The organism is Pseudoalteromonas piscicida (assembly GCF_000238315.3).
In the GTDB taxonomy this organism is placed as follows: domain Bacteria; phylum Pseudomonadota; class Gammaproteobacteria; order Enterobacterales; family Alteromonadaceae; genus Pseudoalteromonas; species Pseudoalteromonas piscicida.
Window position 1 is genome coordinate 834,958 of record NZ_CP011924.1, and the last position, 15,521, is coordinate 850,478.

Here is a 15,521-nt window from a genome sequence, read left to right on the forward strand (position 1 = left end):
TGACTTCACTTCACATCCATTTCACACCTGTCCGCATAAAGTGTCTGTAACAAAACAACACAAGGGTCTACAGGCCCGAGGACAGGATGATGAACAAATCACTATTAACCTTATCTCTCGTTGCTGCGGTGTCAGCAACTTCAATCAATGCGGTTGCGCAAGATAAAAATACACCTCATGTGCTCATGGTGCTCAGTAGTTATGGCGAAATGGGGGCTGATGGCTCTTTAAGCAAACCTGGATTTGAATTTGACGAGCTCAGTAAAGCGTATGCCGTGTTCAAACAAAATGGCATAAAAGTCACGTTAGCCTCGCCAAAGGGCGGTGAACCACTGGCCGATAAGTTCGATAAGAACAAACCCTACAATCAAGCATACAGTAACGATACGACTGCGATGGCGCAGCTTAAAAACACTAAAAGACTGAGTGAGTTAGAGCCCTCGCAATACGATTCTGTATTTGTGGTTGGGGGCAAAGGCCCAATGTTCGACTTGCATGACTCCAAGCCGTTACAGGCAATTATTCGTGATATCTACGTTAACAACGGCGTGATTGGTGCGGTTTGTCATGGTCCTGCGGCATTGGTGGATGTAAAGCTTGAAAATGGAGAGTATTTAATTGCTGGCAAGCGAGTAAATGGCTTTACTAACGAAGAAGAAGCAGCGTTTGGTAAAAAGTGGACCAAACAGTTTCCATTCCTACTTGAAGATAAACTCATTGAGCGTGGAGCATCGTTTGTGCAAGACGGGTTGATGTTGAATCAGGTAAGTATTGACGGCCATTTGATCACAGGACAAAACCCTTTTTCTACGGTAGATACTGCTAAAGCGATGGTTGCGGCACTAGGTCTGACGGTAAGCGAGTTACCGCGATTCAAAGACGATGAAAGTATTTTGTTGGTAGAAGGGTTCTTTTTAGATAGCAGCAAAGCGAAGGCGCGTTACTTAGCGGATAAGTCATCGTTTGATCCTATGTTGCTCGGGATCTCTGGTTTATATCAAGCGCAGCATGCGCAAACTGCTTATCAACTTGCCGTGGCCGTTGAGTTGATGGAATTAACCCTTGCAGATATCGATCACCCCATGCTGTACGAAGCACTAATAAATGCACAGCTCAAACTAAATGATATGTCTGGTGCAAAATCCACATTAGAAGCAGCGCTTAAAAAGCATGGTACGGCAGAGAATCTGATTGCACTAAAAGAGAAAGTTTATGGTTAAGCAAAACTGGAGAAAAGCAATGTTAGTAGTGACTGGAATTATCGCAGGCGTTGCCGCTGTTTGGTATGCAGTGTTTGGATTAAAGCCATATAGCGTTACTACAGAGGAATTAACGCAAATATATAGCTATGAGCAAAAGGCGGTGGAGGTAAATCTTTCGCCATTAAAAACCAATCACTTTGCGCTTGAGTACACGACGTTTGATGGCGATAAAGTCAATGGTCATATTCTCTACCCAAGTAATTACGACGCGACTAAACCAATGCCCGTTATGGTGGGTGTCCACGGTATGGGCCGAAGTGATGTACGCTGGATACAAGAGAGCTTTAAGGGGCGTGATACGTTTGAGCAAACGGATGAGCTTACCAAAATGGCACTAGCAAATGGGTATGCAGTGGTTGCTATTGATTCGAGGAATCATGGTAAGCGTAAAAATCTTGATCATAATATTATTGAAGTGATGCATGATTTAGATTGGTGGGGCAAGCGCGATCCATACGAAAAGTTAATTATTGATTCGGTAAAAGACCACCGAGTATTGCTTGATTGGGTAGCAACTCAGCCGCAATTTGATCAAAACCAAATCAGCGTTGCAGGATACAGCATGGGAGGTCAAATCAGTTTAATTTTAGCTGCACTGGATAAACGAGTAGATAATGTGTTATCAATTGTTCCGCCTTACCTGACTAACGCGGTGGCTCGAGTGGCGATTAAAAACTTTGCGACGGCTGTTGATTCTCCCAAGGTGTGGTTGGTCTCGGCGGATGACGATGAATACGCCAGCGAGCGTGAAAATGAAGCATTATTCGAGGCCATTGCGAGTGTTAAAAAACATCACGTGGTCATTGAAGGTGAGCATATCTTGCCTGAAGGCTACTATAAAAAACTACAAGGCTGGTATTAATGAAAACAAGCTCACAACTCAATATTTTAGTGATTGAGGACAACCCCGCGATTGCAAGTAATATTGCTGATTACTTTGATATGCAGGGACATAGTTTGGACTTTGCCTATACGGGAGAGCAGGGTTGTGAGCTTGCTTTAACGCAATATTTTGACTGTATTATTTTGGATATTATGCTGCCAGATATTGAAGGACTTGAGGTCTGTCAGCGATTAAGACTTCAAGCCGACAGGCATATTCCCATCATAATGTTAACTGCTCGAGATACTTTGGACGATAAATTAGCAGGATTTGCGCAGGGTGCGGATGATTACCTCACCAAACCTTTCTCGCTAGAGGAGCTAGCTGCTCGAGTCAGCGCATTAACTTGCCGATTAAATCCCACATCTGCTGCAAGAACACTCAGTGTAGGGGACGCAGATAAACAGGTTACGCTCAACTATCAAAATCAAACGGTAACACGAGGTGAAACTGTACTCGTGCTACCGCCCATATTGTTCAATATTCTTAAAATTTTGATGGAAAGTTACCCTCGAGCGGTATCAAAGAGTGAGCTCGTTGAGCGTATTTGGGGCGAGGAGGGCACTGACCCGGACTCTTTACGGTCACACATCTACCAATTACGTAAAGCGGTAGATAAGCCATTTCCAACTGCCATTATTAAAACCATTCACAGCGTTGGCTTAGTGCTGGATTTATAGCTGAAATTGCAACTGAGAAAAATGAAAACAAAACAACTAAGAAACCGCATCATCACTTATTTTGTCTCTATCGTCGTGTTGCTCAGTGTATTATTTTCACTGATCACTTTGCTTTTTAGCTACATCATAGAAGACAGTTTTTTTTATCAAATTTTAGAGGATGAAAGAAAGCAGATAGCGCTTCAAATCGTCAATAACGAGACACCAAAAGCACATTTTGACTTCGTCACATTTCATCCTACAACCGACACTTTACCCGCGGTGGTAAGAACGCTACTCGCTGAGGAACCAAACCGTAAAGAGTTTAGCGCTGAGGCGGGTAAACATTATCATATCGCCTTTCTAAACAAGGATGACCGTGGACAAGGTTTATTGCTTGCTGAAGTAAGCGGCCATCTTGTGGTGCGCGAACTTCGAGGCTTAATGCTTGGTTTTTCACTGACCTTATTGGTGATTGGATTAGTAATCGCGTTATTGTTAGCGCTCGGTACGGTAAAGCTGGCAAAAAAACTACTTAAACCTTTGGATGAGCTTATGGCTATTGTAGAGGCGAGTCCCGTTGAAAACCTACCGACCAATTTTGCATCTCAGTTTTCGCAAAATGAAATTGGTAAATTTGCACAAACGCTAGAATCGGCCCTTGCTCGCATTCGAGCATTCGTTGAGCGTGAACGCCAATTTACCAGAGATATTTCCCATGAATTGAGAACACCTGTCACCATTTCCCAAGGGGCGGTCAGTTTACTCAACCACACTGAGTTAAACAGTAAACAGCAAGAGCTGGTGGCAAGGATAGCGGAGTCTGATCAGCAGATGCAGCTAACACTAGAAGCGTTACTTGCCCTTGCCCGGGAAAAAGCAAATACACCGGAGCAGACTAATCTACAATCCGTGATTGAAGCCTGCATTATTAATAATCAAGCGCTGTTTGAGCATAAAGTCCTAAGTATTGACTTACCCGGCAATGTATTTGTTCCTATGGCCGCGCAGGAGCTAAGATTGGTAGTGCAAAACCTGTTACAGAACGCTGTACATCATAGCCAAGGCGAGCAAATTCATATTCGTTACAGAGATAATACACTAACGATTGCGGATAATGGCCAAGGGTTACCAGAGATCTTTACGGTAAACGAGCAAGCCTTTGAGTCTGGCATGCGGGGTCCTAATAGTTTAGGTACAGGCATTGGCTTATCGCTAGTAAAGCGTCTTTGTGAGAAGTTTTCTGTAGAGGTGATGATTGAAAGTGGCGAAACGGGTGTGTCGGTTCACTTAAAGTTTGCTTAGGGTTGTTGTTGACCTGACCCAACACAGAATGAAAAGGCACGGCGACTTCCGTTATCGTGCCTTGAGAGAATTTAATTGAACTTAAGAAAACTCGGCGATAACCAATACTCTCTTGTGTTTAGCACTATAAAAAACAATCCCTTCGCCACCGCCCTCAAAATAAGTGGAGAAGCAGAAGGTGCCAAGGTACGTAAAATCTACGTCATGCTCTTCATCAAAAAAGCCAATTTCACGAGTGGAGTAGTGGCTGTAATTCTCTCCGCTTTGCTCATCCATAGCGTCAAAATAGCGCGTTTCATCATCACCTTCTTCATCCCACAAATAGGCATCCCAATTGCAACCGAGTATGGGTTGGCCGCCGAATTCAAATAGCGGAACGCTTTCATCGTTTTCGTCAAGAGAGTAGTTAAGTCGTTGATGTTTAGCGTAGAAGCTGGCTGCTTGCTGATAGTATTCGCTATAGTCTTCAAAATCCTCCTTCTCTTCACTTAGGTTGTCAACATTGTGAGCGTCAACTTGCCACCCAATGTCTGTCAGTGAGTAGGAGATATAAGGAAGGTCACCATCAAAAATCTCCATAGAAATCGGTAATGCGATAAGTACATTATCATCGCTGTTTGCGTCTAACTTTGAATAGGCAAGTAGTCCTACTGGTAATAGCTGAGTGTCATTAAACGCGACATCTTGGCTGCTTGGGAATGGCTTGTAAAAATCAGTCGCTTGTAGCACTTTTGTCGCAGGGCATGCGAGTGCAGAATCTTTAATGTAGAGGGCCATAAAACAACTCCTTTTTATGGTTTATTTTTTGCTAATTAATACGTTAGACTTGTATTTGGTGCACACCATATAGCGATGCGTGTGGAAAATCAATCAGTGATAATAATTGTTCGGGTGTTAGTGTGCCTGTCCTTTATATTTGCTCCAAATTTGAGGCTTATTATGCCTATCTCTGGGCCATTGCAGTGCAGGATTGTCCGCTATAATACAAACTACATCAGGTGAGGAAAGTAGATACGCCATGGAAAATAGAGCATTTAAAATAAAAGTAATGGACCTAACTGAATTAGAAATTGCAGCAAAGTGGGCTCTGCAAGAAGGGTGGAACCCTGGGCTTAGCGACGCACGGTGCTACTATCAGGCCGATCCGAATGGCTTTTTAATTGGCTATCTTGGCGATGAACCTATCGCTTCGATTTCGGTGGTTAAGTATGATGATACATTTGGTTTTTTAGGCTTTTATATTGTTAAACCAGAATATCGAGGTCAGGGTTATGGGATGCAGATTTGGCAGGCAGGACTTCAATATCTAGCTGGTTGTAACATCGCACTTGATGGGGTGGTCGCGCAGCAAGAGAATTACAAAAAATCGGGTTTTAAGCTCGCCTATCGCAATATTCGCTACGAAGGCGTAGGTGGTGGCGAAGCGCCTAATTGTACAAACTTAGTGGCACTTGAAAAATTACCGATAGAAGAGGTCATTGCTTACGACAGTGCGTTTTTCCCAGCAAAAAGAGTAGCTTTTGTTGACGCTTGGATTAACCAGCCAAATTGCTACGCCTTAGGTATTAATCAGGGTAATACACTCTCAGCCATAGGTGTGATCCGCCCTTGCCACGTCGGCTATAAAATAGGTCCTCTTTACGCTGATTGTGCTGAATTTGCAGAGACACTCTTCTTAGCGCTTAGGTCCAAGGTATCGGCAACTGAGGCCATTTACTTGGATGTGCCAGAAGTAAATGCAGCTGCTGTTGCGCTTGCACAAAAGTACAAGATGTCGCTTTCTTTTGAAACCGCGAGAATGTACACCGGTGAACGTCCAGATCTGCCATTAACGCGAGTGTTCGGGGTAACTTCGTTTGAAATTGGTTAGTTTGATTCAATCGAAGCGGTATTGCTGATAGGTTGAAGTCAATAGCTCAACAAACTCCCGTACCTTTGCGGGAGTATATTGCTTCGACAAGTACAGTGCGTGAATAGGATAACTTTCATCGTGTAGTTCAGGTAGTAGCTGTATACAATTGCCCATAGCTAATTCATCTTGAAATGCCCATAGCGGCCCGTAATGCACACCAAGGCCAGCGTTTACCCAATTTTTTAGCACTGCAACACTGTTGGCGATGAGTTTACCACTTACCGCAACGGCTTCACGGTGCAGGCCTTTACCGAGAATGAGCTGATCACCAAGTTTAGGTTTATTGTAAAAGATAAAATCCAGTTTGCTTAAATCGCTAAAGCGTTGCGGTTGTCCCATGCGTTCAATATACGATTTAGAGGCCACCAAGACCCGTGGTACATGGCCTAGTTGTCGGCAAATCAAGGAGGAATCATCCAGTTTGCCAATCCTAATTGCAATATCGATTTGTTTAGCCTTGAGATCTTCAAAATGACTGCCGAGCAGTAACTCGATATTGAGGTCTGGATAGGTGGTTATCATGGTTTGTACCACAGGAGCAATGAAGCGCTCGGCGAAGTCGTGTGGAGCTGCAACCCTCAATGTCCCAGAAGGCACTGCTGAGGTGCCTGAAATCGATTCTTCTAATTCCCTTTTTTCATCTAGTAATTGCTTTACGCCTTTATAGTACTCAAGCCCAACTTCAGTTGCGGCCGTTTGCTTGGTGGAGCGCTGTAAAAGTTTTACTCCTAATCGACTTTCTAAGTTTGCGAGCTTTCGGCTTACCGAGGAGGGATCGGTACCTATCACTTCAGCCGCAGATTTGAGGCTGCCAGATTCAACGGTAAGAACAAACAAATCTTCTTCAGTAATCGATTTCATAGCGGATGTAAAAAATGCAATTAGTAAATGACTAAAATCACTATACCTGTATCCCCTTCACCTAGCTACACTAAAAGTCGATTGAATATTTCAAGTAGGAGAAATGGGTATGTCTAAGCAATTAACAGGTAAGGTTGCGTTTATCACAGGGTCAGCCAAAAATATGGGCAAGGATTTTGCCATAGCGCTGGCTAAGCAAGGCGCTGATCTTGTCATTCACTATCATAGTGCGCATTCTAAACCACAAGCACTTGAAACCCAGAAGGAAGTTGAAGCGCTGGGTGTTAGGACGACGCTAGTACACGGAGATGTCAGCAATAAAGCGCAGGTAATGAATATATTTGAGCATATTATTAGTGAGTTTGACGGCGTAGATATCGTTATCAATAATGCCGGTACTATCAGTAAAAAACCGTTTGTTGAGTATAGCGAGGAGGATTTTGACAGGCTATTTGGGATCAACTGTAAAGGGGCATTTTTTGTGATGCAAGAAGCCGCTAAACATATTCGTGATAACGGTCGGATCATTAATATGGGCACTTCGCTGCTGGCAGCATTTACTGGAAATTATGCGCTCTATGCTGGCTCAAAAGCACCACTTGAGCATTTCACTCGTGCGCTAGCAAAGGAAATCGGACATCGAGGAGTGACCGTCAATACCATCGCACCAGGTCCAATTGACACTGACTTTTTCCATGGCGAAGAAAACGAGCAAACCGTTAATTATTTGCAGTCTGCAAGTGTAATGAACCGACTAGGGCAAGTAGACGATATTACCCCTGCGGTGCTTTATCTTGCGTCGGAGCAATCACGCTGGACGACTGGGCAAACTTTGTTTGTTAACGGAGGCTTTGTCACTCGTTAAGTATGCTATGAGGGCACAAGTTGGTTAGGCGGTTTGTGCCAACGTTTTGTTCGCCAACAAGATGGTAAACGTTGTGCCATTTCCGGCTTTGGAATTGACTTTTAAGTCACCTTCTAAATGTTTTTTGACGAGATTATAGGTGACGGAAAGTCCAAGCCCGGCATGACCATGTTGGCGAGCTGTGGTGTAAAAGGGCTCAAAGATCCGGTTTAGGACCTCATTACTCATACCGACGCCTTCGTCTTTGACTCGAATAAATATTTTATTGTCAGTGATCTCTAAACGAACAGCGGCAAACGGCTGGGTGTCGCTATCATTACTAAAACCATGCACTCGAGCATTCTCAAGCAGCTGCAACAAAATTTGCTGTAGCGCCTTAACGTTGATTTTGACCAGTTGTTCCAGTTTTCCTGTAGCGCTAAATTCAACGCGCATCTTTAACTGAAAACGGGCCGTTTGTTCGCAATAATCGCGAATAACGGCTTCTAGGTCGACAAGTTGCTCGACGTCAGTTTCTTGCTCTGCGGAGATATTCTTGAACTCTTGTACTAGCTTTGCCGTTTTGCCGAGATTTCGCTCTGCGATAGACAACCCAGAATCCAATGCTGCCATAATTTCTAAAAACTCAGCGTGCGACAAACGCTGCGCTTTCATGCCGGTTTCCATCACATCCACTTGCTCTTGGCAGGATGACACTGCGGTAATCGAGACGCCAAGTGGGGTATTTACCTCGTGAGCCAATCCCGAAACTAAACTACCTAGGCTCGATAATTTTTCCGCCTCTACCAGTTGTTGGTGGATCACATGAATGTGGCTAAGGAGCTGATTGATGGCAAGGCTAACATCAGTCAGTTCATTGTGGTTATCAATGTCGATACGTTTTTCGAGACTCGAGCTCTCAATAATGTGATTGATTTGCGAGCGAATATGATTGATTGGATGTTGAATAGAGCGATATAAAGCTAAGCCAACGGCGATTAAGCTCACCAATACAATCACAGAAAAAATAATGAGCAACAACTTTAGTTGGCTAAATTGTTGCTCGGTTTGCTCCACAATACTGAGTGCGACGTCATTTTGTACCTCGGTGAGTGCTTGTAGTGACGAAGTTAACGGATCGAACTTTTCATAGAGTGCAGTAACAAACTGATTTTGTGGAATCGCTAAAAATGTCCCTTGATTTATCGCGCTTTGGAGCGTGGCAATATGCGTAAATACGGCCTGCAGTTGGAACTCAATGAGTTCAACTTTGACTTGCTCCGCCGTCACCAAATATGTGTTTAGATAGCTTTGCCACGCGTCGTTCATGACCCGAGTAGCATCTGCTATTTGCATCAACACCTCGTCTTTGGAGACCAGCCCTGCACGATACTTATGAAGTATGTCGACAATCTGAATCGCACCGTGATCTGATACTTTTTTTATTTGAATAAGCGGCACAACACGATCGGCGTATAGAGATTCTACTTCTGACTCAAGGTGAGCGTAACGGTTAAAAGCATATCCAAGCAGTAAGGCAAGCGCAATGATGGGAAACACAATTAGCAGCCATAATTTATGGCGAATATTAATTAGCTCTAGCACTACAGATAACTCATTTTTTACATATCAACTTGAAGTATAAGTGCTGTTGATAATGTCGCCATTTTTCGTGGTGAAAATTAAAAAAGCATAATGTGCGACTTGTGTCGCACTTTTTTGTTTGTTAATGTGTGACATATGTCGCAGTTGTGAGAAAAATAATGAAACCTAACTCAACCGAACTAATCGTTTTAAAAATCCTTTGGCGTGAACAGCCAAGAACGGGTAAAGAAATCCACACAGAAATAGGATCAAAGCTCAGCTGGAGCTACTCATCAACTCGAAAAACTCTTGAGAGAATGTGTGAAAAGGGTTATCTCGCCGAGCAAATGCAAGGCAATAAAAAAATATACTCAGCTGTCCTTGCTAAGGTACCGACTCTCGCACTTTATGCCCAAGAGTTTGCAAAGCAAATTATGGAGTTGGATGAGCCTCTGCCAATCGCTATGTTTTCAGATAGTAAGTTAATTGCAGCGGATGAATTAGATGAATTAGAAGCCATGTTAGATGAGTTAGCTAAGACGCAAGGTGATAAAGAGTAAGGTATGGAACTAATATTACTTTCGATCTTGCTGTGGGTGGTGCTTAGTGGTTTAACGTATGCACTTGGTGTGAAATTTTCTACTCGATATGTACAAAACAAAGGACTTTGGTGGAGTGTATTGGCAGTGACTTTTGTGCCTTGGCTCCCACTTGAACACATGGATCAACAGAATGCCATTCCAGCCATACTGTTCAATGCCAATTTACAACAATTTGCAGAGCCGCTACTGGTAATGACGAAGCGCACTCAAGTTGGGTCTGACTGGCTAAACCTGACGCTCATGGCTTTATTTATAGTCTATTGCGTTGGGCTTATTGCTCATTTTTTGGTACTTGGGAGACAGTATTGGCGAGTAAAACGCCTCTGTAGTACCGCCTCAAAAATAAAGCTCGGCGCACGGAGTTGCTATCAATTGCCAATTACTTGCTCTCCTTTTGTGTTCGGACTGAGGCAACCTAAAGTGTATTTGCCGGTGGAATTTGACACGCTACCAAAAGCCGAGCAGCAAGCACTTATTCTGCATGAGTTAACCCACATAGATAAGGGCGACCATATTGCTGTTGTAATTTGGCGAATACTCGCGACGCTTGCTTGGTTTAATCCGTTTATTGCAAAAATGGAACAGGGCTTTATTCGAGCGATGGAATATCACTGTGATGAGGTGACGATAGCGAAGCACAGTCTTCAGCCTTTGGCTTATAGCAAAGCATTAATGAACTCTTTAAAACGGGCTGCTGCGCAGCCGAAAACGATGAATATGACTGCAAGTTTCGCGTCTAATTCACTGACTTTAGATGACTATAAAAAGCGTTTTAGCGTTATTCTTAAATCTAAAAAGAAGCCAAATAACCTTGTGTTGATAGGGTTTTTTGTGTTGCTTAGTTCAGGTTTAGCCTATGGCAATATTCAATGGACAATGGGAACGGCAATGGTCAGTAAAACATGGACATACCCAGTCGCCACACCTGAAATAACATCAAGGTTTGGGCATGTATCGAACTTTCGTCACAATAAAGCACATCAAGGACTGGATTTAGCTGGCAGCGTTGGTGAACCTGCGATGGCGGTTGCCAGCGGTACGGTCACGATTGCTGATGATAAAACCTTGCCTAAGAATTACGGTAAAGTGGTGTTGATCCATCATGACAATGGTTATCAAAGTCTATACGCACACCTTGATAGCATTGATGTTGAAGTGGGTGATCAAGTATCACAAGGAGAAGTGATCGGTACCATAGGTGAAACCGGTCGAGTCACTGGTCCACATCTACATCTAGAAGCTCTGCATAACAACATGCGTATTGATCCGCTGACCTTATTGGAAAATTAACATGATAAAAAAGCTTTCTATCGCCATTGCAATGATGGCAACTTTTGGCTGCTCGAAACAACCCGAGCAGACTCATTCGGTCAATAAAGCGCAAGAGAACACCTTTGTGTCGGCGCAAGCAGATCAAGAGCAAGCTGTTGTACATAATGGATCTGCTGAAGACTCAGTCGCGGCCCAAATCACTCAGGAGCTAAAGCCAGTTCAAGATATTCGTTTACTTGAACTTAAATCGGGTGAGAGTTTAGCAAATCTTTTAAGTGAGTTTGCATTCAGTGACCGCGATAGTTGGCTGGTGGAACAAGCCGTGAGTACGTGGACATCACTGACTAAACTCAAGGCTGGACAGTTAATAGAAGCAGAGCTTGTAGACGGACAAGTACAGCAGATCCGCTTTGAATATGCATTTGCACAGGTTATTGAGATTAAAAGAGTAGATGAACACTGGCATGCATCGCTAAGTGAGCTTGAAACCGTCACGCAAACAAAGCGCTTATCGACAAGCATAGATTCTAGCTTTTTTGTAGACGCCAGCAAAATCGGGGTACCCAATGACATTATCAATCAAAGTATTGTGGCCTTATCTCACCTTGTCGATTTTCAAAGAGAAGTATATGCCGGCGATCAAATTGATTTTGTATTTCAAGAACAGCAGCTTGTGGCAGCCAAAGAGTTACTCAAACAAATCTCCAAACCTATAGAATTACAACATGTTGCGCTACTTTCAGGAAAAGAAAAATACCGCTTATACCGGTTTACAGATAATGGCGGAACGACCGCTTTTTACCACTCAGACGGTACCCTCGCGCAAAGCTTTCTAATGAAAACGCCCCTTAACGGTGCTCGATTATCATCAAACTTCGGTAAACGTCATCACCCAGTATTGGGCTACACCCGAATGCACAAAGGGATCGATTTTGGTGCGCCTGTTGGTACGCCTATTATGGCTGCGGGCTCTGGAAAAGTACTCAAAGCTGGGTGGGGCGGCAGCTTTGGTAATCGCGTAGTGTTAGATCACGGTAAAGGCTATCAAACACTGTATGCTCACTTAAATGGCTTTGCGAACGGCCTTAAGGCTGGGACGCGAGTAAAGCAAGGAGACGTGATTGGTTATCTTGGTAATACCGGCCTGTCGCAGGCGCGTCACTTACATTATGAAGTGCATAAAGACGGAAAAGCCATCAATCCACTCACCCTAAAACAACCTAAAAACACCAAGCTGAGTGACACGCAATTTGATGAATTTAGCGCGCAGGTAGCGCAAATTACTACACTGCTCGATAGCGAAAATACAAAGCTTGCTCACCATGATGGACAGTCGGGCCGCATGGGTAACTCAGATGACTAGTGCTGAAAAAAATCGTATTAATAGCCTCGACTTTATTCGTGGGATAGCAATTCTATGTATTTTACTTATCAACATCGAAAGCTTTGCCTATCCCAATCCATGGGGCAGTTACCAATATGGCTTTATGACGGATATAGACAGTGAGGTAAGGTACTGGGTTTATGTATTTGCTCAGGGCAAGTTTTACGGACTGCTGGCGATGTTATTTGGCGCAGGTCTCACCATTATTCTTCAAAAGCAGTCATTTGAATTTGCGATTAAATTAAGTGCGGCTAGGCTAGTGGCTTTATTTATACTCGGCCTTGTTCATGCTTATTGTATTTGGAGTGGCGACATTCTCTATCACTATGCCGTGATAGGAATGATTGCCACCACCATCATATTACTTGGCACCCGAGCCATCAAAGTCAGCATAGTAATTTGTTTGGCGTTTATGTTAGTTGCAGGTTTTGGCAGAGCAGAGCGCACCATCGCCCAATACGATGCCTACCAAGCAGCACTCAATGTGGACGAAGCGTCTCGCACACGAGACCAGCAAAAAGCGATTAATCGGTGGCACAATAAAACCGAACCACGGACACCCACCCATCGTACTTTGGAAGAAACGCCAAGCTTAACTGAGTATTGGCAGGAAAACTTTGACAGCCCGCAAGTCCACAAAGGTAAGCTGTTTTATTCAAGTATTTTTTGGTCCACGCTAATGATGATGCTGATAGGCTCGCAGCTGTTTCAATGGGGATTGTTCTCAAAGACTAAACTTAGCCCATTTGCGGTTGTGGCATTACTTTGCTTGATTGCAGTGTCGTGCTATGCCACTCAAGCTCGCTATTTTCATTGGCTGCAAAGTTCACATATCCCAGTGCTGTCTTACGTTAAACAAATGATCATCGTACTTAACCGGGAGCTGCAAGCGATTGTTTACTTGGTTTTGTTATCTTTGCTATATAACCGTTGGTTGCATCGCTTCAAACCCCTGGAGGCGATAAATCAAGTGGGTCGATTTGCACTGAGCAATTACATTGGACAGTCACTGTTATTGGTGGTGATATTTTATGGCTTTGGATTACATAATACGCAAAGTCGCAGTGATCTCTTGCTCTTATGGTTTGTTATTATGCCAGTGCAGCTGTTGTTAAATGCGGCTTACGGGCGATTCTTTAAGGTGGGCCCCGTTGAACATGTATGGCGCAAACTAACAATTAAGTTACATGCATAATCGACTCGAATTTTTTACAAATTCGAACTTCATACCTAAGCTAATTTTGACCTAATATTGAAGTCGACACGTTAGCTTGAGGTAAGGTATGGAAATAGAAATAACACAAGGATGGGACATTGAGTATGCGCAAGCGGCTGCTGAGCTTTATGTTGACGCGTTTGGTAGCAAATTCAAAGCAGCAGTGCCGGCTCGCAATAAGCTGATCACTATTATTGCGAAGAGCTTCATCTCAGAATACTCTTTTGCTGCCTTTGCAAACGGTAAGTTAGTGGGGGTTGCGGGCTTTCAATATGGCAAAAGCGGTTTTACATCGAATATGGGCTTTACTGGACTCATTGACGAATTAGGCTTGCTAGGCGGGGTTAAAGCCGCAGCGGTGTTTACCCTATTTGAGCGAAAGCCTGCGCCCAATGAAGTGGTGATGGACGGCATTGCTGTTGCAGAATCGGTTAGAGGACAAGGTGTTGGTACTGCGCTTTTAGTGGCACTGCAGCGCTATACCAAACAAAGCGGGTTTCACGCTTTACGACTTGATGTCATTGACTCTAACCCTCAAGCAAAAAAGCTTTATATGAGAATGGGCTTTGTTGCCTCCCATCATGAAGATTTTTCTTATCTCAATTGGTTAATCGGTTTTAGCGGGGCAACAACGATGTTGTGGCGTCCATAAGACCGGTTTCCTTTGCTGCAAAAAATAAACGTGAAAGATAAGCAGACCTTAGGCATTTGCTTTTGCTATGAAGTAACAAGTAAAATGCCGAACTTTACGCATAACCAGACACCGACATGACAGCAATAAACCCTGTATCGACCCTCCTTAATCATTTGCAAACCCAAGCCGTACCAAACGAGCTTAGACGTCTATTTCATGGACGTGGTCGTTGCTATGAAGGGCTTGAACAAATCACAGTAGATTGGTTACAAGGTCAGCTTTTAGTCTCTTTATTCAAGGAGCACGACGTTGACTTGATAGCGTCGTTAAAGCAGGCATTATTATCGCTTGTGGAGACCGAAGCATTTAACGGAAAACTCTCTGCTATTTTGCTGCAACATCGTTATTTGCCTGACTCAGATCTTGAGGTTTTGTATGGTGAATTAACCGCTATGCCTATCGTTGAAGAAAATGGACTTAAATATGGCTTAAAGCTTGGCGTAAAGCAGAACATGGGACTGTTTTTAGATATGCGTTTGGGTCGTGAGTTTGTTAAAGCTCAGTCTGCGGGGGCTCGGGTACTTAATCTGTTTTCTTATACTTGTGGGTTTTCCGTCGCGGCGATTGCGGGCGGTGCTGCCCATGTTGTGAATCTAGATATGGCAAAAGCGGCGCTCAAGCAAGGCCGAGTCAACCACCAACTCAATGAACACGACCTCAGCAAGGTGTCTTTTTTAGGCCATGATTTGTTTAAATCTTGGGGAAAAGTACGTAAATATGGGCCGTACGACCTAATCGTAATTGATCCGCCAAGCTTTCAAAAAGGCAGCTTTGCACTGACCAAAGACTATCAACGTATTTTAAGAAAGCTTCCTGAGTTACTTACGCCAAATGCCCAAGTGTTGGCGTGTGTGAATTCTCCCGATGTTTCAAGTCAATTCCTCATTGATGAAATGACCAGAGAGGCACCAGCGCTTACGTTTGTTGAACGTTTGCAAAACCCACCTGAATTTAAAGACATTGATGAGCAAAGCAGCCTCAAGTGTTTACGGTTTAAAGCAAGTTAATCTATTTTTTAGCACTTTTACTGGATGTAAAAGTGT

General features: G+C 43.6%; 15 protein-coding genes. 12 read left to right on the forward strand and 3 right to left on the reverse strand.

Annotated features, from left to right (window positions below):
* Window positions 1–86 precede the first annotated feature (86 nt).
* From PPIS_RS03905 to PPIS_RS03920, 4 genes are read left to right on the forward strand one after another with little or no spacing between them, the layout of a single operon-like run.
* Window positions 87–1,220: a type 1 glutamine amidotransferase domain-containing protein gene (locus tag PPIS_RS03905; RefSeq protein ID WP_249031245.1), complete on the forward strand. Its 1,134-nt coding sequence runs from the start codon at window positions 87–89 to the stop codon at window positions 1,218–1,220.
* Window positions 1,213–2,124, forward strand: coding sequence for an alpha/beta hydrolase (locus PPIS_RS03910; protein ID WP_010371819.1), 912 nt, complete (start codon window positions 1,213–1,215; stop codon window positions 2,122–2,124). The genes PPIS_RS03905 and PPIS_RS03910 overlap by 8 nt, the downstream gene beginning before the upstream one ends.
* Entirely contained in the window at window positions 2,124–2,825 is a 702-nt protein-coding gene (locus PPIS_RS03915) for a response regulator transcription factor (protein WP_010371817.1), read from the forward strand. The genes PPIS_RS03910 and PPIS_RS03915 overlap by 1 nt, the downstream gene beginning before the upstream one ends.
* Window positions 2,826–2,846: 21 nt before the next feature.
* Window positions 2,847–4,109 (forward strand): sensor histidine kinase, encoded by a 1,263-nt coding sequence (locus PPIS_RS03920; protein ID WP_010371813.1) that lies wholly within the window; start codon window positions 2,847–2,849, stop codon window positions 4,107–4,109.
* 81 nt (window positions 4,110–4,190) lie between these two features.
* Here PPIS_RS03920 and PPIS_RS03925 read toward each other — a convergent pair whose 3' ends face one another.
* The gene (locus PPIS_RS03925) at window positions 4,191–4,886 is read right to left on the reverse strand and encodes a hypothetical protein (protein WP_010371810.1); all 696 of its coding nucleotides are present in this window, start codon (window positions 4,884–4,886) and stop codon (window positions 4,191–4,193) included.
* Window positions 4,887–5,127: 241 nt separating this feature from the next.
* Here PPIS_RS03925 and PPIS_RS03930 point away from each other — a divergent pair, with 241 nt between their 5' ends.
* Entirely contained in the window at window positions 5,128–5,979 is an 852-nt protein-coding gene (locus PPIS_RS03930) for a GNAT family N-acetyltransferase (RefSeq protein ID WP_010371807.1), read from the forward strand.
* A 6-nt stretch (window positions 5,980–5,985) separates the two neighbouring features.
* On the opposite strand, the gene PPIS_RS03935 is transcribed toward PPIS_RS03930, so the two are convergent.
* Window positions 5,986–6,882 carry a LysR family transcriptional regulator gene (locus tag PPIS_RS03935; protein WP_010371805.1) on the reverse strand — a complete coding sequence of 299 codons (897 nt, stop codon included), beginning with the start codon at window positions 6,880–6,882 and terminating at the stop codon, window positions 5,986–5,988.
* A 109-nt stretch (window positions 6,883–6,991) separates the two neighbouring features.
* On the opposite strand from PPIS_RS03935, the gene PPIS_RS03940 reads away from it, so the two are divergent.
* The gene (locus PPIS_RS03940) at window positions 6,992–7,747 is read left to right on the forward strand and encodes an SDR family oxidoreductase (RefSeq protein ID WP_010371803.1); all 756 of its coding nucleotides are present in this window, start codon (window positions 6,992–6,994) and stop codon (window positions 7,745–7,747) included.
* A 24-nt stretch (window positions 7,748–7,771) separates the two neighbouring features.
* Here PPIS_RS03940 and PPIS_RS03945 read toward each other — a convergent pair whose 3' ends face one another.
* Window positions 7,772–9,331 carry a sensor histidine kinase gene (locus PPIS_RS03945; RefSeq protein WP_010371800.1) on the reverse strand — a complete coding sequence of 520 codons (1,560 nt, stop codon included), beginning with the start codon at window positions 9,329–9,331 and terminating at the stop codon, window positions 7,772–7,774.
* Between the two features lie 158 nt (window positions 9,332–9,489).
* Here PPIS_RS03945 and PPIS_RS03950 point away from each other — a divergent pair, with 158 nt between their 5' ends.
* The 6 genes from PPIS_RS03950 to PPIS_RS03975 all read left to right on the forward strand — a co-directional run bounded on the left by PPIS_RS03950 (window position 9,490) and on the right by PPIS_RS03975 (window position 15,485).
* A complete protein-coding gene (locus PPIS_RS03950; RefSeq protein WP_010371797.1) occupies window positions 9,490–9,870 on the forward strand; it encodes a BlaI/MecI/CopY family transcriptional regulator in 381 nt (126 codons plus the stop codon).
* 3 nt (window positions 9,871–9,873) lie between these two features.
* A complete protein-coding gene (locus PPIS_RS03955) occupies window positions 9,874–11,202 on the forward strand; it encodes a M23/M56 family metallopeptidase (protein WP_010371794.1) in 1,329 nt (442 codons plus the stop codon).
* Between the two features lies 1 nt (window position 11,203).
* Complete coding sequence (locus PPIS_RS03960) at window positions 11,204–12,547, forward strand: M23 family metallopeptidase (protein ID WP_010371790.1); 1,344 nt, start codon at window positions 11,204–11,206, stop codon at window positions 12,545–12,547.
* Complete coding sequence (locus tag PPIS_RS03965; RefSeq protein ID WP_010371788.1) at window positions 12,540–13,763, forward strand: DUF418 domain-containing protein; 1,224 nt, start codon at window positions 12,540–12,542, stop codon at window positions 13,761–13,763. The genes PPIS_RS03960 and PPIS_RS03965 overlap by 8 nt, the downstream gene beginning before the upstream one ends.
* A gap of 88 nt (window positions 13,764–13,851) precedes the next feature.
* Window positions 13,852–14,436, forward strand: a complete 585-nt coding sequence (locus PPIS_RS03970) for a GNAT family N-acetyltransferase (RefSeq protein WP_010371785.1) — start codon at window positions 13,852–13,854, stop codon at window positions 14,434–14,436.
* 116 nt (window positions 14,437–14,552) lie between these two features.
* Window positions 14,553–15,485: a class I SAM-dependent methyltransferase gene (locus PPIS_RS03975; protein ID WP_010371782.1), complete on the forward strand. Its 933-nt coding sequence runs from the start codon at window positions 14,553–14,555 to the stop codon at window positions 15,483–15,485.
* Window positions 15,486–15,521: the final 36 nt, after the last annotated feature.